19 protein-coding genes and 4 pseudogenes are annotated in these 18,372 nt (G+C 70.1%); 13 read left to right on the top strand and 10 right to left on the bottom strand.

What is annotated here, in order from left to right; translation table 11 throughout:
- Positions 1–163 precede the first annotated feature (163 nt).
- A complete protein-coding gene (locus Sri02f_RS34695; protein ID WP_359445539.1) occupies positions 164–718 on the bottom strand; it encodes a serine hydrolase domain-containing protein in 555 nt (184 codons plus the stop codon).
- A gap of 141 nt (positions 719–859) precedes the next feature.
- Between Sri02f_RS34695 and Sri02f_RS34700 the strand changes: the two genes are divergently transcribed.
- On the top strand, positions 860–1,525 hold the full coding sequence (locus Sri02f_RS34700; RefSeq protein WP_109005317.1) for a hypothetical protein: 666 nt from the start codon (positions 860–862) through the stop codon (positions 1,523–1,525).
- Positions 1,526–1,698: 173 nt separating this feature from the next.
- Here Sri02f_RS34700 and Sri02f_RS34705 read toward each other — a convergent pair whose 3' ends face one another.
- From Sri02f_RS34705 to Sri02f_RS34715, 3 genes and pseudogenes are all read right to left on the bottom strand, one after another.
- A complete protein-coding gene (locus Sri02f_RS34705; protein WP_245970933.1) occupies positions 1,699–2,082 on the bottom strand; it encodes a hypothetical protein in 384 nt (127 codons plus the stop codon).
- Positions 2,079–2,912 (bottom strand): annotated as a pseudogene (locus tag Sri02f_RS34710) (IS5 family transposase). The gene Sri02f_RS34705 and the pseudogene Sri02f_RS34710 overlap by 4 nt, the downstream one beginning before the upstream one ends.
- Before the next feature lie 81 nt (positions 2,913–2,993).
- Complete coding sequence (locus Sri02f_RS34715) at positions 2,994–3,611, bottom strand: RNA polymerase sigma factor (RefSeq protein ID WP_109005399.1); 618 nt, start codon at positions 3,609–3,611, stop codon at positions 2,994–2,996.
- 209 nt (positions 3,612–3,820) lie between these two features.
- Between Sri02f_RS34715 and Sri02f_RS43720 the strand changes: the two genes are divergently transcribed.
- Complete coding sequence (locus tag Sri02f_RS43720) at positions 3,821–4,243, top strand: Tn3 family transposase (protein ID WP_281261914.1); 423 nt, start codon at positions 3,821–3,823, stop codon at positions 4,241–4,243.
- Positions 4,244–4,451: 208 nt separating this feature from the next.
- Here the strand turns inward: Sri02f_RS43720 and Sri02f_RS34725 are convergent, their stop codons facing one another.
- Positions 4,452–4,832, bottom strand: coding sequence for a winged helix-turn-helix transcriptional regulator (locus tag Sri02f_RS34725; protein ID WP_109005318.1), 381 nt, complete (start codon positions 4,830–4,832; stop codon positions 4,452–4,454).
- Between the two features lie 265 nt (positions 4,833–5,097).
- On the opposite strand from Sri02f_RS34725, the gene Sri02f_RS34730 reads away from it, so the two are divergent.
- Complete coding sequence (locus Sri02f_RS34730) at positions 5,098–6,003, top strand: NADP-dependent oxidoreductase (protein ID WP_109005319.1); 906 nt, start codon at positions 5,098–5,100, stop codon at positions 6,001–6,003.
- A gap of 122 nt (positions 6,004–6,125) precedes the next feature.
- On the opposite strand, the gene Sri02f_RS34735 is transcribed toward Sri02f_RS34730, so the two are convergent.
- Positions 6,126–6,560: an Rrf2 family transcriptional regulator gene (locus tag Sri02f_RS34735; RefSeq protein ID WP_109005320.1), complete on the bottom strand. Its 435-nt coding sequence runs from the start codon at positions 6,558–6,560 to the stop codon at positions 6,126–6,128.
- 128 nt (positions 6,561–6,688) lie between these two features.
- Here Sri02f_RS34735 and Sri02f_RS34740 point away from each other — a divergent pair, with 128 nt between their 5' ends.
- Together Sri02f_RS34740 and Sri02f_RS43205 are read left to right on the top strand one after the other, a co-directional pair.
- The gene (locus Sri02f_RS34740) at positions 6,689–7,438 is read left to right on the top strand and encodes an SDR family NAD(P)-dependent oxidoreductase (RefSeq protein ID WP_109005321.1); all 750 of its coding nucleotides are present in this window, start codon (positions 6,689–6,691) and stop codon (positions 7,436–7,438) included.
- Between the two features lie 125 nt (positions 7,439–7,563).
- Positions 7,564–7,743: pseudogene (locus tag Sri02f_RS43205) on the top strand (IS5/IS1182 family transposase); the annotation flags it as partial.
- A gap of 11 nt (positions 7,744–7,754) precedes the next feature.
- Here Sri02f_RS43205 and Sri02f_RS34745 read toward each other — a convergent pair.
- Both Sri02f_RS34745 and Sri02f_RS34750 read right to left on the bottom strand, forming a co-directional pair.
- Positions 7,755–8,693, bottom strand: coding sequence for a DUF1648 domain-containing protein (locus tag Sri02f_RS34745; RefSeq protein WP_245970934.1), 939 nt, complete (start codon positions 8,691–8,693; stop codon positions 7,755–7,757).
- Between the two features lie 50 nt (positions 8,694–8,743).
- Positions 8,744–9,091 (bottom strand): GntR family transcriptional regulator, encoded by a 348-nt coding sequence (locus tag Sri02f_RS34750; protein WP_109005322.1) that lies wholly within the window; start codon positions 9,089–9,091, stop codon positions 8,744–8,746.
- Between the two features lie 486 nt (positions 9,092–9,577).
- Between Sri02f_RS34750 and Sri02f_RS34755 the strand changes: the two genes are divergently transcribed.
- Positions 9,578–11,395: a serine/threonine-protein kinase gene (locus Sri02f_RS34755; protein WP_109005323.1), complete on the top strand. Its 1,818-nt coding sequence runs from the start codon at positions 9,578–9,580 to the stop codon at positions 11,393–11,395.
- A gap of 50 nt (positions 11,396–11,445) precedes the next feature.
- A pseudogene (locus Sri02f_RS43210) lies at positions 11,446–11,703 on the top strand (helix-turn-helix domain-containing protein); the annotation flags it as partial.
- A 451-nt stretch (positions 11,704–12,154) separates the two neighbouring features.
- On the opposite strand, the pseudogene Sri02f_RS34765 reads toward Sri02f_RS43210, so the two are convergent.
- Positions 12,155–12,627: pseudogene (locus tag Sri02f_RS34765) on the bottom strand (winged helix-turn-helix transcriptional regulator).
- Positions 12,628–12,728: 101 nt separating this feature from the next.
- On the opposite strand from Sri02f_RS34765, the gene Sri02f_RS34770 reads away from it, so the two are divergent.
- A complete protein-coding gene (locus Sri02f_RS34770; RefSeq protein ID WP_109005324.1) occupies positions 12,729–13,220 on the top strand; it encodes a PaaI family thioesterase in 492 nt (163 codons plus the stop codon).
- A 338-nt stretch (positions 13,221–13,558) separates the two neighbouring features.
- On the opposite strand, the gene Sri02f_RS34775 is transcribed toward Sri02f_RS34770, so the two are convergent.
- Complete coding sequence (locus Sri02f_RS34775; protein WP_109005325.1) at positions 13,559–14,119, bottom strand: TetR/AcrR family transcriptional regulator; 561 nt, start codon at positions 14,117–14,119, stop codon at positions 13,559–13,561.
- 115 nt (positions 14,120–14,234) lie between these two features.
- Here Sri02f_RS34775 and Sri02f_RS34780 point away from each other — a divergent pair, with 115 nt between their 5' ends.
- The 5 genes from Sri02f_RS34780 (at position 14,235) to Sri02f_RS42305 (ending at position 18,151) form a co-directional block, all read left to right on the top strand.
- Positions 14,235–14,927, top strand: a complete 693-nt coding sequence (locus Sri02f_RS34780; RefSeq protein WP_109005326.1) for an SDR family oxidoreductase — start codon at positions 14,235–14,237, stop codon at positions 14,925–14,927.
- A gap of 58 nt (positions 14,928–14,985) precedes the next feature.
- Positions 14,986–16,041 carry an aldo/keto reductase gene (locus Sri02f_RS34785; RefSeq protein WP_109005327.1) on the top strand — a complete coding sequence of 352 codons (1,056 nt, stop codon included), beginning with the start codon at positions 14,986–14,988 and terminating at the stop codon, positions 16,039–16,041.
- Positions 16,042–16,396: 355 nt separating this feature from the next.
- Positions 16,397–17,266, top strand: coding sequence for an alpha/beta fold hydrolase (locus Sri02f_RS34790; protein WP_109005328.1), 870 nt, complete (start codon positions 16,397–16,399; stop codon positions 17,264–17,266).
- A 515-nt stretch (positions 17,267–17,781) separates the two neighbouring features.
- Positions 17,782–17,958: an ATP-binding cassette domain-containing protein gene (locus tag Sri02f_RS42300; RefSeq protein ID WP_109005329.1), complete on the top strand. Its 177-nt coding sequence runs from the start codon at positions 17,782–17,784 to the stop codon at positions 17,956–17,958.
- Between the two features lie 28 nt (positions 17,959–17,986).
- Entirely contained in the window at positions 17,987–18,151 is a 165-nt protein-coding gene (locus Sri02f_RS42305; RefSeq protein WP_218029918.1) for a hypothetical protein, read from the top strand.
- The last annotated feature ends 221 nt before the right edge of the window (positions 18,152–18,372 follow it).

Below are 18,372 nucleotides of genomic sequence, written 5' to 3' on the forward strand. Positions count from 1 at the left end.
TGGGCGCTGACGGTCATCGGGCCGTAGTAGTTGTTGGCGTACGTCCCGGTGTAGGCGCTGTTCGCCTTGGCGGGTGCGGGTGCGGGTGAGGCCGGCGGCTTGCTGTAGTCGACCTTCGAGTGCTCCCCCTGCAGGGTCTGCTGGAAGATCGGACCGAGGAACTTCAGCCAGTCGACGGTCGGCCCGCCCGTCTGCGCAGTGTCGAGTCGAGGAACGTGGCGGAGATCGCCTCGGGCACGCCGATGGGCTCGCCGTTGGTCAGGACGACGATGCCGAGCTTCTCCGAGGGCAGCAACGCGACGTTGGTGGCCGCCCCCAGCGCGAACCCGCCGGAGTGGCCGAGCTTCAGCCTGCCCTGGTCGTCGTAGCTCACATTCCAGCCGAGCCCGTAGAACCCGGTCCTTCCCGCGGGCGAGTGCGGCGGCTCGGAGACCATGTGCGGCAGATGGGTCTCCTCCAGTGCGTCGGCGTCGACGACTTGCCGCCCCTTGAATGTGCCGTTGCCCAGTTGCAGGCGCAGCCACTTCGACATGTCCCGGACCGTGGAGCTGACCCCGCCCGCCGGGCTCTGGGCGTCCGGGTCGTGCACATGCTCGGCACGCCAGGTTCCCCCGGTCCTCAGAGGGCGGGATGTGAGGTGATGTCCGTTTCGCTGCCCCGGAGGGAGTAGCTGCGCTGGTTGTCTGGGCGTTCTGCGCAGCGCGTTTGTGCAGTTCATGGGTGTGTAGCGGGTCTCGGCATCCGCAGCATCGGCCGACGTCGCCGGCGGCCCGGTCACCCGTTCCAGCCGGGCGGCTGCGACACTGCCGGGCGAGAGCGCCAGCCGCTGGCGCCGACCACATGCCTCGGGGGGGCACACATGGGTACATTCGAGCGCGTCAACCTGTTCTACGGCGTCGACCACGAGCAGGTGTACGCCGCGTTGGAGGAATTCTGGCACCAGGAGGAGCACACGCTCAAACTGGAGGACGTCCACGACGTCAACCTCGATTCCTACGCCCTGCACGAGCGGCGCGGCGACTGGACCGTGCTGAAATGGATCCGGGGTTGGGAGTGGGTCCTGCGCCGACGCGCCCAGCTTCACGTTTCACGCGCCTACGACTGCCCGGGCCTGCTGGTCTTCATCTACGACGACGACTTCTGGGGCTGCGAGCTGTTCCACCACGGCAGAGCGATCGACCAGTTCCAGCAGGAGACCGGCATCAATGGCTCGTTCTTCGGCGATCTTCCGTGCCAGGGGCGCCCCGACCTCCTGCTGGCCCAGTTCCCGGCTCTGAACCTGAACATCGAGCATGCCCGGGGCTATCTGACCCACTACAGCATCGACGACCCCGGGTACGAGGACATCGACTGGGAGAACGAGCACGACCCTCTCAACAGCCCCGTCCGTCCGAGCGATGGGTACGGCCGCCTTGAAGGAGGCATCTACTGGGACTTCCAGAACTTCCTCGGCGTCGACCATCATGCCCCGGTCTGGCGGAGGTTCACCACCTCGCCCCAGGCACTCGGGAGAACGGACAAATGATCGGTTCTGCCCGAGACCGAAGGTGGCTACGCGCACCCCCTGGCCGCGCCTGCCACGGCAACATGCCTCAAACGCTGATCATGCTCTGAACTGTGGAAAGTAGCGAGTGGCCCCAGGCGCCACGGCGGACGGTTATGGTCGTGGCAGGGTGAACAGACCCGGCTCGGGCTCGGTCAGAATGCCGCGCCTGGCCAGGCGCTTGAGCTTGTTCGGACGTTGTTGATGTTGTTCGGAGCCAGGTCCAGGTCCATCGCCTCGCATACGCCCCGCGCGCGTAGCGGACCTCTGGCCTCGGCGAACACTGCCAGGATCTCCTGGTAGGCCGCCTTGTCCGGCAGCTCCGATCCGGCCGGCGGCGTGGGCGGGCCTGACTCAGGTAGCTCCAGCAGCGTCTTGCGCGTGATCCGCACCTCCTCGACGGCTCTGTCGAGCTCGTCCAGCATCGCAGTGAGCTGCGCAATCTGCTCGCGGGTCTGCTCGGCCTGCGCGGCGATCTCCCGCTCGCGCTCCTCCAGCCGTACCAGTACCGCCCCCAAGGTCAGTTCCCCGCCGGTCATGCGCCGCGCCAGGCTGGGGTCGCGCCGCCCGTCAGCCGACGGGCCATCACATCGCTTATCGCCCAGTACACCCGGGACTCGGCCGACGCGGGGCGGTGCTCGTAGTCGCACACCAGCCGCCGGTGCAGCATCAAGATTCCGTTCGTCTGCTCCACCCGCCACCGGATCGGCTGCGGGACGAACCCGGCATCGGCCGGGTTGCGCTCGACAATTTCGACCTCGATGCCCAGCCGCTCGCCGTGGTCCGCCACGGTCTTCTTGAACCCCTGGTCCACAAGGACCTTCGTCACGGTGCCGGCAGCACTGACGGCGACCTTGTCGAGCAGGGCGGTGCCGAAGGAGTTGTCGTGGACGGAGGCGGCCAGCACGACCACGGCGATCACCAGGCCCAGCACGTTCACGGCAAGTCCCCGCTTGCGGCCGGGCACCTTCTTCGCCGCGTCCCGTCCCGTCGTCTCGGCCGGCACTCCGGCCGCGGCGTGCAGGCTCTGGGTGTCGAGCACCACCAGTCTGGGGTCGGCTAATCGGCCCCTCTTCTCGCGGACCTGCCAGCGCAGCAGGTCGTGAATGACCTGGTCGGTGCCGTCGTTGCGCCACGTCTAGAAGTAGTACTTCACCGCGCCGCCCGGCGGAAGGTCGTGCGGTAGGTAGTCCCACTGGCAGCCGGTCCGGGACTGGTAAAGCAGTGCGTTGACGATCTCCCGCATCTCGTAGCGGCCCTCGTGGCCGCTGACGGAGGGATGCTGGGCCTTCCAGGCGTTGATCACGGGCTCGATCAGCGCCCAGCGCTCGTCGGATAAGTCGCTCTTGTAGGACTTGCGGTCACTCACCCAGCCACCTCAGCACGGTGCTGCCCCGACGACCTGCCATGGACGGCAAGGCCACACGTTCAGGCGACGACAGAACGGATATCAGCTCACATTTCGCCCTCTCGCATGAAGGGCGGCCTTGTTGTCCGCTTTCTCGTAGTCGGCGAAGGAAGAGCTGGTGGAGTCCATGCCGAGCGGCCGGTACAGCGTGTCGGCGAGCTTTGCCCGCGCCCGCGAGAGGCGTGATCGCACGGTGCCCACGGGCACTCCCAGTGCTTCGGCCGCCGCCTCGTACCCGAGGCCCGACCACACGCCCAGCGCCAGCACCTCGTGCTCGGCGCGCCGCAGCCTCGCCAGCGCGGGCCGCACGGCGGCCAGTTGCACGGCGTCGTCCACCCGGTCCGCCACCTCGTCGGCGAAGTCCCGCACCGTCTCCTCGCGCGGCAGCCGCGCCACCGCGGCGGCGTGCCTTCGGGCCGCGCGGCGGACGTTGCGGGTGACGTTGGTGGCGATGCCGAGGAGCCAGGGACGCGGCGAGCCGCCGTCCTCGTTCAGCCGCTCGCGCAGCCGCCAGGCGTCCAGGAAGGTCAGCGAGACGATCTCCTCGGCGGTCGTCCACTCTCCCGTGAGCCGATAGGCGTGGTTGTAGACGGAGCGCGCGTAGGCGTCGAATAGCTCACCGAAGGCGTCGTGGTCCCCCGCGCGGATGCGTTTCCTCAAGATGCTCAGATGCGTATCCACACCCTTCTACCTGTCCGTACGACGAAGGCCGGTTCCCGTGACCCACGTCACGTCCTGGGTGGCACCGACGTGCGTGAAGCCGGCCGCCGCGGGAACCGATCGCCGCCCGGTGCACCCTCTACCGGATCGGGATCCATTGCGAACTCGGCGACCTCGACACTGCCCTCGCCGCAGCCGCGGCCCGCCGCTTGTTCCCCCCAACCGCCCATCCCGACGCCGCGCCCGCCGCGTCCGACGCCGACCGCCTCGACGCCGGCGAGGCGGTCGGCGCCTTCACGCAGCTGCGCCTCGCCGAGCTCGCCGCACCCGGGCCTGAGCCGCCACGCGACATTCAGTCAGCCGGACGCTCAGCGTCTGATCTCGTGTTGAACGCCGTGGTCCTGTGGACGACGCGCCACATCGACGCCTCAGTCGCCCAGCTCCGCGTCGAGGGCCACGAGATCAGTGACGAGGATGTCGCCCGGCTCTCCCCGCTCGAACACAAGAACCTCAACTGCCTGGGCCGCTACAGCTTCACGGCCTCCCAGCCGGTTGAGGGGCTGCGGCCCTTGCGCGCCCCGGACGCCGTCGACCTCGACGATGACGATGACGACGACGGCCAGGAGGCGTGAGCGCCGCATCCGTCGTCCGGGGCAAATCCTTGTACTCCGGGAAGACCACCGGCGACCGGCGGCCACGGCTGGACCGCGGACAACGCAGGACCCCGCTGTCCCCGATCGCCGCCCGGTGGGAGCCGAGCATGGCCTGCCACCGCTGATTTCCCGAGTCAACACAGAGGCGCGGCTGGTCCGGTGCGGCACGCGCAACCACAGGTTCGCGTCAGCCGATGGAGGGGGAGATGCCGCCCTCGCGGGCGTCGAGCAGCTCGTCCCAGTGCTCGGTCGCCCATCGGCACGCGGCGGCCAACGGCTCCAGCGTGCTGCGGCCCAGGGGTGTCAGCGCATACTCCACCCGCAGTTTCGGGTCGGCGTGCACCGTGCGGGACACGAACCCGTTCCGCTCCAGGCTGCGGAGCGACTGGGTGAGTGCCTTCGGGGTGACGCGGCCCAGCGGTACGCGGAGTTCGGAGTACCTGCGCGGGCCGTCCTCCAGGCAGCGGAGGACCATGGACGCCCATTTGTCACCGAAGCGGAAAGGCAGCAACGAGGACGGGCACAGCTCGTCGAACAAGTCGGCTGGCAGCGGTGGCCGTTGCGTCATCGGGGGTCTCCGTCTCCGGTCTTGGTATCCAGATGGTGACCGACCTTCTGGATACCTTCTGGAGCATCGACTCAACGGGAGATATTCCGACGACGGGCCGGATCGTGGGTTTCGGGGCAGGTGGCCGCCTGCTCGACAGACTCACCGATCCGCACCCGGCCTCCTCTGGCCGGAAGGCAGCCGGCGTGCCGATTTGCACCTCGTCAGAGTAACGGGTGTCGTATAAACGCCATCATTTCGACCCATAAAGGTAAGGCAGGACATTATGCGTGCAGCCCGCTTCCATGCATACGGCGGAGCGGAGAGCCTGGTGATCGAGCAGGCCCCCGACCCCCACCCCGGACCTGGTGAGATCCGTGTCCGCGTCGCGGCGGCCGGCGTCAATCCCATCGACTGGAAGCTGCGCGCCGGCGCCCTGCGCCAGCTGATTCCCCTGGAGCTGCCCGCCATTCCCGGGCGCGACGCCGCCGGCGTGGTCGACGAACTCGGTGACGGGGTGCAGGGGGTGAGCGTCGGCGACCGCGTCTTCGGGCTGGGCGGTGTCACCGGCTCGACCGCAGAGCTGGTCATCCTCTCGGCCTGGGCCCACGCCCCCGACACGTGGAACGATGAGCAGGCTGCGGGTGCCGGACTCGCGTCCGTGACCGCGATGCGTGGCCTGAACGCGCTCGGCTCCCTCGCGGGGCGCACCCTTCTCGTCGAGGGCGCCGCCGGAGGCGTGGGCAGTGCGGCAGTCGAGATCGCTGTGGCACAAGGTGCCACCGTGATCGGGACCGCCAGCGAACGCAACCACGAGTTCCTCACCTCTCTCGGCGCCGTTCCCACCACCTATGGCGCCGGCCTCGCGCAGCGCCTCTCCGCTCTCGCTCCGCACGGCGTCGACATCGCGCTCGACACCGCGGCCTCCGGATCCCTGAGCGACCTCGTCACTGTCACGGGCGACCCGAAGCGTGTCGCGACGGTCGCCGACCACGCAGGCGGGCAGCGCCTGGGCACACATGTGGTCAACGCGGAGAACGACTCCACCCTCCTGTCCGCGGCCGCGGAACTGGGCCGGCAAGGCCGCTACACACCCCGTATCGAACAGACCTACCCCCTGGAGCGGATCGTCGACGCCCACGCACACGCCGAGCGCGGACGCACGCGCGGAAAGATCGTGATCTCCATCTGAACCGGAGGCATGGCACAGATGTGCCGGCCCGCCGAGCGACGATCTTGGCGGGCCGGCGCTGACGGCAGGCAATGTCGAAAGGCCTCAGGCTGCGGCCAGGCCAGGTGTTACGGGACAAGCCTTTAGCGAGGTGCCGCGAGTACGTCCCGGAGTACGTTCTCGAGCGTGACGCGGGCCAGCTCGTGTCTCAGGGTCTCCTCGATGCCCTCGTAAATGTTCTGCATTGCCGGCTGGATGCCGTGACCCACCACACATCCCTGGTCCGGGGTGGTGCGGTGCATGGCGAACAGCGGACCGGGTTCCACGGCCTCGTACACGTCGAGCAGGGTCATCGACTCCAACTCGCGTGCCAGCGACCAGCCCGCGCCCACGCCTCGCCGGGACTCCACGAGCCCGGCCCTGCGCAGCTCGCCGAGCAGCCGTCTGATGACCACGGGGTTGGTGTTCGCGCTGGTCGCGATCTGCTCGGAGGTGGCGACCTCATGGCCCTGGCGCTGATAGAGGCCGATCCAGGCCAGCGCGTGGGCGGCGATGGTCAGCCTGCTGTTGGCGCTCATGGACTCCTCCTCTCGGCCGCAACGCTTTATGTTACGACGGCACAGTCGTAACAGTGAAGGTTGCAACTGCCTGTCGTAACAATTAACGTTGCGACTGCCGGGAAGGGTCAATCAACGAGGTGAGAAGAATGAGCAAGTCACTCACGGGCAAGGTCGCCCTGGTCACCGGGGGGTCGCGCGGACTGGGAGCCGCGACCGTACGGCTGCTGGCCGAGCAGGGCGCCGACGTCGCCTTCACCTATGTCAGCTCCGAGAAGCAGGCGCAGGCTGTGGTCGACGAGGTGTGCGGCAAGGGAGCGAAGGCCGTCGCCTTCAAGTCCGACCAGGCGGACATGAGTCAGGCGCCGGCGCTGATTGATGACGTGGTGGCGCACTTCGGCGGCCTGGACATCCTCGTCAACAACGCGGCGATCTCCGTGGCGGGCACGGTGGACGACCCGGACGCCGACACCGCCGCACTGGACCGGATGCACGCCACCAACTACCTCGGCGTGATCGCAGTCATCCGGGCCGCCTCCCGAGTGCTGAGCACGGGCGGCCGCATCATCACGGTGAGCTCCGGACTGGGCTCCCGGGTCGGCGCCCCCGGCCTTGCCGACTACTCGGCGACCAAGTCCGGGATCGAGAGGTACACGATGGGCGTCGCACGCGACCTCGGGCCCCGGAACATCACGGCCAACGTCGTGGAGGCCGGACTGATGGAGGGCGGCATGCAACCGCCGGACTCAGAGACCCTCAATGCCCTGGTCAGCTCGCTGTCGCTGCAACGCATGGGGCGCCCCGAGGAAATCGCCGCGGCGATCGCCTTCCTGGCGAGCCCCGCCGCGTCATACGTCACGGGCGCGGTGCTGGACGCCCACGGCGGCTACAACGCCTGAACCCGAACCCCTGCCGCACGCCCCGAAGGGCATCGCGCCTTCGGGGCGCGCACCGCCAACGACCCGCGTGTGCGTGGCCACGCCTCGGGAAGCCTGGATCGTATTCGTGTGACGAGCTCTTGCCCGGCTTCGGCTCGGGCATGAGCTGCCGGCGCCGCCCGGCCGAGTGGACCGAGGCCGGTGTGTGGCCCCGGCTGCACGAGATGCTCCTCGCCAAGCTCCGCAGCGCGAACACCCTGGACTTCTCCCGGACGGCGGTCGACGGCTCCCACATCCGGGCGTTGAGGTGCGGGGGTGTCACCGGCCGGGACCTGCCTCACCTTGTGTGCTGTGCACTCAAGGAGTTCAGAAGAGCGGCCGCGTGTTCGGCGTCGTCCACGCTCACGCCGAAATCCTTGCCCCTGGCCGTGCGAATGACCAGGCATTCGCCGCCGCGCAACATCACCGTGGTCCCCAGTCCGCTCAGCCGGTATCCCCAGCCGCCGACCTGAGCGGGTGTGAGGTTCTCGGTGCGGGCCGACTCGATGTCCTCGAGAGCCCAGTGGCGGCCGGGCCAGCGCAGGGGGCCGAAGGTCACGTCCAAGCCGCGTTCCGTCACACGCGCCTGAACCGAGGAGCAGCCCAGGACCAGCACGCAGGCGAGCGCGAACGGCGTGGCGGCCAGTGCGACCGGAGAGTCCGTCAGACCGGCCAGCGCCCCCACCGCAACCGCGATCGCGAGCAGTCCGGTCACGGCGGAGATCGCCTGCAGCCAGGGATTCGAGGTATGCGCGAGCCATACGACGCGCTGTCCGGCGGGCAGATCCAGTGCCGGACCGTCCTGCGGCGGAGCCTGCGCCGGTGTCTGCGCCAGTGCCCGCTGCGCGGCCAGGAAGCCGAGCGCGCCGACCGTGGCCGCAACGACGAGCGTGCCCACGACCCAGCTCGTCACCGGGCCGGCATCATGCCAGTCCGCGTGGTCGAGGTTGGCCCGCACGATCGACGTCTGCCCGCCGAGCAGCATCACGCCGCCGAACCCGAGGCCCGCTAGGGCCCATCCCGGTATCGCGCCGCTGCCGGTACCCGCCCGGCGCAGCGCCAGCGCGACGACGGCGGTCAGCACCGCCCACACGAGCGCGGGGAAGAGTGCTGCGGCCCACAGTGGCATGGAGCCGTCAGGCCTGCCGGAGCCGGCGTTCCAGTGCGTCGCGAGCCGCTCCGGCAGTCGGCTGCTCGCAGCGGGCGGCAACGCCGCCAATAACACCAGCACACCCACGCACCAGCCGACGGTCCCCCACGCAGTCGTGCTCCTGCGTCCACGGTCGGTCACGGAATCTCCCTGATCATCTCGATGACGTCGTTCTTGCTGTAGCCCAGGTGCGCCGCGTCGGCCACCAGATCGCGCACGCGGTCCAGCAGCGCGGAGCGCCGGTCGGCCCCGTCGGCCACCGTCACGCCCCGCCCCCGCCGGAACTCGAGCACGCCTTCGTCGCGCAGCGCCCGCAGTCCGCGCAGGACGGTGTTGACGTTCACGTCCAGCGCCCGGGACAGGTCCCGGGCCGGGGGGAGCCGGTCGCCCGGCACGCACTCCCCTTCGGCGATGGCGCGTCGGATCGCTCCGGCGACCTGCTCGTGCAGGGGGGAGCTGCTCGCGGTATCCAGTCTCAGGAGCATAGTGCTAATGACGATAGCACCAAGCTCTTCATGTGAGTGATCGGTTTCCGGACACTCAGCACTCGCGTGAAGCCATGGAGGGACAGGTCAGGCCGCCGGAATGCATGCCGGGCACGATCCGCGTGGAGAGTCCGCTCATCGCGCGACGGGCCGACGGGGATCGCGAGCATGCCTGGGGTGCGGGTGCAACGATGCCCCTCATATCGACGGGACGGCTCCACAGGCCGCACCGTCCCGCCGACCTTGCGCCGCGGAGGTTGCCGGGAGCTACTCAAGGAGGCCGAGCGTGGTGTCGTGGCGGCGGGGCAGGGGCTCGCCGCGTCAGCCTGCGGTGGCTCGCTCGTGGGCTGGCTGGTCGCGTTCGTCGACGGTGGGGCCGTCGAGTTGCCGTTGACGCTGGCGATCCGAAGTCCGCGCACGTACCCCGGCCGGGGCCGCCCACTATCCTGCTTCGTCACGGGGTGAGGTGACCAGGGGGAGGCGTACGTGCAGTCGTTGGAGAGCACGGATCCGGCCACGATCGGCGGCTATCCGCTGCTGGCGCGGCTCGGCGCGGGCGGTATGGGGCAGGTCTACCTGTCGCGCACGCCGACCGGCCGCCCCCTGGCGCTGAAGACGGTCCGGCCCGACCTCACCGCCGCCCCGGACTTCGAGCGGCGCTTCGCCCGGGAGATCCGCACCAGCGACCGCGTCCGCTCCCCGTGGACCGTTTCGGTGGTGGACTTCAGCCCGCCCGGCCACCGCCCGCTGTGGCTCGCCACCGAGTACGTCCCCGCGCCCGCCCTCTCCGACTGGGTCGTTGGGCACGGTCCGCTGCCGCCCGCCGCCCTGCGCACCCTGGCCGCCGAACTCGCCGCGGCGCTGGCCGCCGTGCACGCCTGCGGGCTCACCCACCGGGACGTCAAACCGTCCAACGTCCTGCTCGGCCGCGACCGGCCCATGCTCATCGACTTCGGCATCGCCCGGGCCGCCGATGACTCCCGCCACACCAGCACCGGCGGTGTCATCGGCTCGCCCGGCTACCTCGCTCCCGAACAGGCCGCCGGGGGAGCCGTCACCGAGGCGGGCGACATCTTCTCCCTGGGCGCGGTCCTGGTGTTCGCCGCGACCGGCACCGGTCCCTTCGAGTATCCCGGCGAGCAGCCCTCGGCCGCCTCCCTGCTCTACCGCATCGTCCACGAGCCGCCCCGCCTGGACGGCGTACCGGCCGAACTGGCCCCGCTGATCCGCGACTGCCTGGCGAAGCGGCCCGAGGACCGGCCGGACAGCGCCGAGTTGGCGGCCCGGCTGCGCCGTCCGCGGGCCGCGGACGACCCGCGGACGGCCGCTCACGAGGGCGCACCCGCTTCGGCGGCTGACGCGTGGAAGGGCGCGCTGCCGCCCGGACTCGGCGCCGACCTCGCGGCTCGCGAGGAAGAGGTCGCACACCGATGCGCGGTACCGCAGCACGGCCAGGGGCAGGCGCCGTCGGACGCGGTGAGATCCGCCGGCGGGAGGCCGCCCGTGCCGGCGGCCGCCAGGGCGGTGTCCCTGACCCCGTCCCTCGACCACGCGACCCCCGCCTTGCCATACCCGCCGCCCCCCGACATCCCGGCCCCGTACGGCCGGCCGGCCCCGGACACCCCCACGCCGTACGGCGTGTTCACCCCTGACACCGCCCAGCCCCACGGCCCTTTCGCCCCCGGCGCCGCCGGGCCGGCCGGGTCCGGGCCGCACGGCGCCTGGGCCCTCCACAGGGAGGGGCGCGCACGCCGCCGCGTCCGCTGGACCGTCGCCGGTTCCGTTCTCGCGGTGGCCGCCCTGGTGACCGGCGTCCTGCTGTGGAACCCGTTCGACAAGGAGGCGGCCGGTGAAGGCTCCACGGCCTCCCCGGCCCCGTCGTCCTCCGCGCCCGCCCTCTCCGCCGCCTGGGCGGGCGTCTGGACCGGCACGGGACCGGGCAACCCTGACGCGGACGGCCAACAGCACCCGCGCACCGAGTCGTTCACCGTGACCCTCACCCTGCACACCGCCGAGGTGGGCGAACTGGCCGGCAAACAGGTCAGCAACATCAAGGAGGCCGGCACCGGCCGCGAGGTCGGCTGTACGGAAGCCCTGGAACTACGGTCGGTGCGCGGCACGACAGCCACGTTCGTCGCGGCCACCAGCCACGCGACCAACCGCTCGGACACCTCGCTGCAGTGCGAGAGCGGTCACCTGTACGTGGTCCAGCTGACCGCTGCCGACACCATCAGCCTCGGTGATGAGGGCAGTCAGTCCGCCGGTGCGCCCACGGCCCTGCACCACAGCCGCGGCACGTCCTGAGCGGCGACCGTCGGGCCGGCGCGGGAGCCACGCGATCGGGTTACGACTGCGCCCTGAAGCTGGTCCGCTTCGACCATGCCGCCCGCCGCCTGGTCGCGGGTGACGGCGCGGCCGAAGTCGCGGCCGACACCGGCTATGCCGACCAGTCCCACCCGCATCGGGACGTCATGGTGTTCACCGGGGCAACCCCCGCGACCGTGGCCCGCGAGCCGTTTCTCGCCGTTGACGACATCGCATGGCCCAGCCGTGGAACAACCGCATTCTTCACCTCTTCAGGGAGCTCGGGCTCGGTCGCCGGCCGAAGGTGAGACGGCTACCGCGCTCGAGCGGGGAAGTCGACGCCGCTGGTGGGGAATTACGTGACGTTCTACGGCGACGACTGCGGCTGCCGGAGCTGACCGACCACGACCATGCAGAACCTGCGTGTCAGGGCTTCCAGATCGGCAGACCGACGCGCGAGTCCTGGCTCGTTCCCCTCCATGAATCTGCGAATCCGCGCGCTTCGACTTCGCCCCCACGGATCACGACACCGAGCGGCTGCGCCTGTTGACCTTGGACGAGGCGTATGCCCTGTCAGGCGCCGCCGCCGGCCGCGGCCCTGAAGGAGCTGAAGAGCGCCCTGCGCTATCACGGTGCCGACGCCCGGCAGTTGGGGGAGTCCGGCGAACTCACCGTCGCGATCACCCTCTTGAAAGCGGCCGGCGTCTCCAGCGCCAGAGCATTCCGCCAGCGCCCGGCCGGCCGCCCGGGGCTGACGGCCTACGAGAGACCCTGCGCACCTGACCCCAGCCGGACGGTGACGCCTTCGGGGGTCAGGGGGGTGTGCTCCGCGGAGCACTGGACGTTGACATGGACCGGGGCGCCGCAGTCAGTGTGGGTCACCTTCAGGACGGGGTCCGGGCTCTCGGGGCCGACGGCGTGGGTCTCACCCCACTGCCTGAGCGCCACCAGGACGGGCCACAGATCCCATCCTTTGCGAGTCAGGTGGTACTCGTCACGGGTGCGGCGGCCTGGTTTCCGGTAGGCGACAGCCTTCAGCACGCCGGCTGCGGTCAGCTTCCGCAGGCGGTCACTGAGAACGGCCTCCGAGAGGCCGATATGACGGTGGAAGCTGTCGAAGCGGCGCACCCCGTTGACGGCGTCGCGCAGGATCAGCAGCGTCCATTTCTCCCGACCACATCCAGCGCGCGCTGGACCGGGCAGTTCTCCGTGCTCACCTCAATCCACTCCATCTGGACATCGTAGAGCCCCTGGCTTCGTCATTGACAGTCAGATGAATGCGCAGCTAGCTTCGCTCGGGAAAGTCAGATGATCAGAAGGAAGGCGCTGGGCTGTGGGGCGAACACGTACGTACAGCTGGGACGACCCGGCGATCCCGGCGCAGGCCGCAGCGGGCATGGCCGGTCTCGACTTTCTGCGCGAGGTGCAGGCGGGGCGACTTGCCGCGGCGCCCGTCGGCCGGACCCTCGACTTCGCCCTGGACGAGGTGGAGCACGGCAGGGCTGTCTTCTCCCTGGTGCCGGGCGAGGAGCACTACAACCCCATCGGGAGCATGCACGGCGGCGTGTTCGCCACGCTGCTCGACTCCGCGGCGGGCTGCGCTGTCCAGTCCACGCTTCCGCAGGGGATGGCGTACACCTCGCTCGATCTGACGGTGAAGTTCCTGCGGCCGGTCACCGTGGACACGGGCCGGGTGCGCGCCGTCGGCACGGTGATCAGCGGTGGTCGCCGAACCGCGCTCGCCCAGGCCCAGTTGGTCGACGCGGCGGACCGCCTGCTCGCGCACGCCACCAGTAGCTGCCTGCTCTTCCCGGTGCCCGTATGACGTTCTGAGACAGCGAGGCACCGCGACGCCGGTGACCGGTTCATGGGACACCGGCATCCCGGTGCCTCGCTTGATACGGCGTTCTGTCGAGCCTGCCCCGCTGCTGGGTTCGGGCGCCGAGGTGCTGGTGCAGCCACTGGCCCATCTCCTTCATCCTCCAGCGCCGGACGCGTGCCCGAGGCCGACCAGGCCATCCAGCAGCGACCCGGGACTGACCGGCGCCCGGTGAAGCCGACGCGCCGAGCGCCGACAGCAGCCTTCTCCCACCGCCCCTGCCTGGCCGTGGACGCCTCGTCGCCCACGCGTACGGTCGACGTGCACCCGGACGGCGCCCTTGATCAGCTTCCGTCCGTCAAGGCCTCGTGCGCGGCGTCGAGGATCTCCCCGGAGAGCGGGGAGTCCTTGGTGGCCCGGGACAGGATCAGCGCACCGAACAGGGTGCAGAGGCGGACGATGCCGTCCTGGTCGTCTGTGGCGAGGAAAGCGGCGAAGTCGGCCACCCCCTCGGCGTAGACGCGACGGGCCTCGCGCCCCCCGCCCTCGCGCGCGATGTCGGTGGCGAGGGCTGCGACCGGGCAGCCGTCCCCCGGGCCGTCGCGGTGCTCGACGGAGAGATAGGTGTCGATCAGTGCCTGCTGGGCGGCTCCGCGCTGCCCGTCGTACCGCTCGAGCCCGGCGTTGTAGCGCTGGGTGAGCTCGGCGAAGGCGTGGGCGGTGGCCTCGTCGACGAGCGCCTCCTTGGAGGCGAACTGCTTGTAGAAGGCGCCGTGGGTAAGGCCGGCCGCCTTCATCAGGTCGGCGACGCTGACCTGCGTCCCCTGCTCCCGGAACAGCCGGGATGCGGTGTCCACCACCCGCCTGCGATTTTCCACCGCCTGTGCCTGCGATACGCGACCCATGACCACCTCCCGTTTGGATGTCGACTGGCATCTATCATAGGCCCATGTTTAGATTGTGCATGTAATCTAATTTGTTGCGGGTGGACGACACCACCCGCCAGGAGCAGGAGCAGACATGGAACTCAAGAACGCGGTCGCGGTCGTCACCGGGGCCAACCGGGGCCTCGGACGGCATCTGGCCGCCCAGCTGGTCGAGCGGGGCGCGAAGGTCTATGCGGCGGCCCGCCGCCCCGAGACGGTCGACCTGCCGGGCGTCACCCCGCTGCGCCTCGACGTGATGGACGAGGAGTCGATACGGGAGGCCGTCCGTATCGCCTCCGATTCGACGCTGCTGATCAACAACGCGGGCATCTCCACCGGCGTGACGCTGATCGGCGGCGACCTGGACGAGGTACGTCGCGAGATGGAGACCAACTTCTTCGGCCCGCTCGTCGCCACACGGGCCTTCGCCCCCGTCATCGAGGGCAACGGCGGCGGCGCCGTACTCAACGTCCTGTCCGCCCTGTCCTGGTTCCACCCGGCCGGCCTCGGCTCCTACGCGGCCTCCAAGGCCGCCGCCTGGGCGCTGAGCGACGCGACCCGTGAGGAGCTGGCACCGCGCGGGATCACCGTCTCGGCGCTGCACGTCGGTTACATGGACACCGACATGGCCGCCGGCGTGCCCGCCGACCAGAAGGTCGCCGCCGCCGACGTCGCCGCCCAGGCCCTGCGCGGCATCGAGACCGGCGTGCCCGAGATCCTCGCCGACGAGACCAGCCGGTACGTCAAGCAGAGCCTGTCCGCGGCACCTCAGCCGACCGCTGGCTGACCGCTCACCCCTCCACCCCGACGCGACCGCCTTCTCACCCTTCATGCGAGGACATCTCATGCGTTACACGACCTTCGGACACCGGACCGGACTGCGCGTCTCCGAGTACGCGCTCGGCACCGCGAACTTCGGCACCGGCTGGGGAGCGGGCGCCGAGCCGGACGAGGCACGCCGGATGTTCGACCGGTTCGCCGAAGCGGGCGGCACTTTCCTGGACAGCGCGGACGGCTACCAGTTCGGCGAGTCGGAGGAACTGACCGGAAAGCTGATCTCCGCCGACCGAGAGCACTTTGTCCTGGCCACGAAGTTCTCGCTCGGCGCCTCCCCGCAGCCGGACATCTCCAGGACCGGCAACAGCCGCAAGACCATGGTCGCCTCGGTGGAAGCCAGCCTGAAGCGCCTGGGCACCGACTACATCGACCTGCTGTGGGTGCACTTCCCCGACGAGCTCACTCCGATGGAGGAGCTCCTGCGCGGACTCGATGACCTGGTGAGCGCCGGCAAGATCCACCATGCCGCGCTGTCCAACTTCCCCGCCTGGCGCGTCTCCCGCGCGGTGGCCCTCGCCGATCTGAGGAACCAGGCCCCGATCATCGGCATCCAGCATGAGTACAGCCTCGTCGAGCGCACCGCAGACCGCGAACTCCTGCCCATGGCCGAGAGCCTCGGACTCGGCGCCGCCCTGTGGTCCCCGCTCGGCGGCGGACTGCTCACCGGCAAGTACCGCAGCTCCGCCGAAGGGCGCCTGAGCGACCTGGGCATGGTCATCCACACCGAGAGCACCGGCCAGAAGACCGATGTCGTGGACACCGTCCTGGCCATCGCCGAGGAGACCGGCGTGACGCCCGCCCAGGTGGCGGTGGCCTGGGTGCGCGAGCGCGCCGCCCGCTCCGTGGCCACGCTCGTCCCGATCATCGGCCCGCGCAACCTCTCTCAGCTCGACAGCTACCTCGGCGCCCTCAACGTCCAGCTGACCGACGCGCAGTACACCCGCCTCACCGAGGTCAGCGCGGTGCCGCTCGGCGTGCCCCACGAGGGGATCGCCGCCTCCCTGGACCGCCTCCAGGGAGGCGCCGCCGACCGGATCACCGCCCCGGTCGTTCCGGTGGCCTGATCGCCGGACGGGGCCGGGGACACCGTGCGCCCGCGCCACACCCGGAAAGACGACACAAACTAGTTCGTACGGGGAGAACCGCGGACCGAACGGAGACCCTCGTCCGAACGGACGGGACACGGAACGGAGACGACGATGAGGGCCGTCCCGTCGCCGACGCGTTTTCCCGTTCGACGAAGCCCTCCAGGCCATGGAGTACGTCGAGACGGGCCGAGCGAAGGGCCGGGGAAAGTCGTCGTCTCCCGACTCCATGACGGGAGCGCGAGCACGGCCCAGCCGGACGCCGAGGCAGCCCGGAACAACGAGAAGCCCAACCCCCACACCCCCGTCCCCTACCGCGCACCAGGACCCGGCCATGACCGCATCGTCCAGCTCCTCCACACCCACCCCGGCGTCGTACAAGAACGCGGCGACCCGCTCCGTGTCCGTGCAGGGCGTCAACTTCGCCTACCGGCAGCTCGGCCCGGACAACGGCGTACCGCTGATCCTGCTCAACCACCTGTCCGCGGTCTTGGACAACTGGGATCCACGGGTCGTCGACGGACTGGCCGCCCGACGCCGCGTGATCACTTACGACAACCGCGGCGTCGGCGCGTCCGGCGGCTCCACGCCCGACACCATCGAGGCGATGGCCCGCGACACCGTGCTGTTCATCCGGTCCCTCGGGTTCGACCGGGTCGACCTGCTCGGCCTGTCGATGGGCGGCTTCATCGCCCAGGTCATCGCGGCAGAGGAACCCGACCTCGTACGCAAACTCATCCTCGCGGGCACCGGCCCCGCCGGCGGACCCGGCATCGACAAGGTCACGTCCCTCACCGTCCAGGACATGCTGAAGGCGACGCTGCGGCGCAAGGATCCGAAGCACTACCTCTTCTTCACCCGGACCGAGGGCGGACAACGGGCGGCGCGCGAATTCCTGGCGCGGCTGAAGGAGCGCACGGACGACCGCGACAAGGCGATCTCGGTGCCCTCGTTCCGCGCCCAGCTGAAGGCCATCAAACGCTGGGGCCGCACGGCACCGCAGGACCTGTCGCGCATCCAGCAGCCGGTCCTGGTGGCCAACGGCGAGAGCGACCGGATGGTCCCGAGCGTCAACACGATCGACCTGGCGGCCCGACTGCCCCGGGGTGAACTCGAGCCCCTCTACCCCGACGCCGGACACGGCGGGATCTTCCAGCACCACGACAGATTCGTTCCGCGGGCGCTCGCATTCCTGGAACCGTAGCCAGCAGCCGGACAGGTCCAAGGCCCCTGCCTTGCACCCAGCGAGACCGGCACCAGGAAATCCGTCCTCGCACATTGCCACCATGAACAGCGACCCCGGCGGAGGTCGACGGGGTCCGGCCACCCGGTGGACGGATCGTGCTGCGGCTGTTCCTCGTCGGAGCCGTGGTCGGCAAGGGCCACCCTCGTACTTCGGGCCCGCGGCGGAGGTCACGCCGAGGTACGGCTGTCCGATGCGGTGACGGCGGTTTCGGGTGCGGCGCCCCGCCGAACGAACGGCCCAGGTATGTATCAGATCCTCGTACCCGAACGCGCCCACTCGGTCTCTCTTCCGCCCCCGTCCCGCCGGTGACTCCGGCTTCCCTCCGAGGTGAACCCCCTCGGTGCCCGCACGCCGCTCGCCCTTGAAACGCCGGGTTCCACCGCCTCGAGTACGGCCTGCGGCACGGCGAGTCGGCCGCGAGCCTCAAGGCCCCGGCCGGCCACCTCGTCGCCTCGGCCGTCGGGTTGGTCGGCATGTCGCCCGCGTTCGCCGACCGCTGCCCGCACGAGCTGTCAGGAGGCCGGCGCCAGCGTGTCGCGGTGGCCAGGGCGCTCGCTGCCGACCTGCGGGTGCTGATCTGCGACGAGGTCACCTCCGCACTGGACGAGGAGGCGGCCGCGGCGATCATGGATCTGCTCGCTGGCCTATAGGGAACAGCGAGACGCGACGCTCGTCCTCATGAGCCACGCTCTTCGCCTGGTCGCGGACCGCACGGACACGGTGACGGTGCTGGATGCGGGACGGGTGGTGGAGCCGGGGCGGACCGAGGAGGTCTTCGGTGCTCCGACGTATTCGGCGGCACAGGCTCTCCTCGGCCGCGCCGCAGAGGTCGGTCGGCCTTGAGACAGCTGTTGCCCACCCGTAGATCGAGACGCCGTAAGACCGGACGCCGATGTACAGCCTGCGCTGTTCGACCCGGTAGACGGGCATTCCGCACGACAGTGCCACGCTCGCCTGCGGGAATTCCTTGAGGATCAGCCCGCTCACCCGGTCGAGGAGCGGGCGGCGACCTGGCGGATGGGCGTCGATGTACTCCTGCACACGGTCCAGGCCATATTGCGGTC

The sequence above is a fragment of the Streptomyces rishiriensis genome (assembly GCF_003112535.1).
Lineage (GTDB): Bacteria > Actinomycetota > Actinomycetes > Streptomycetales > Streptomycetaceae > Streptomyces > Streptomyces rishiriensis.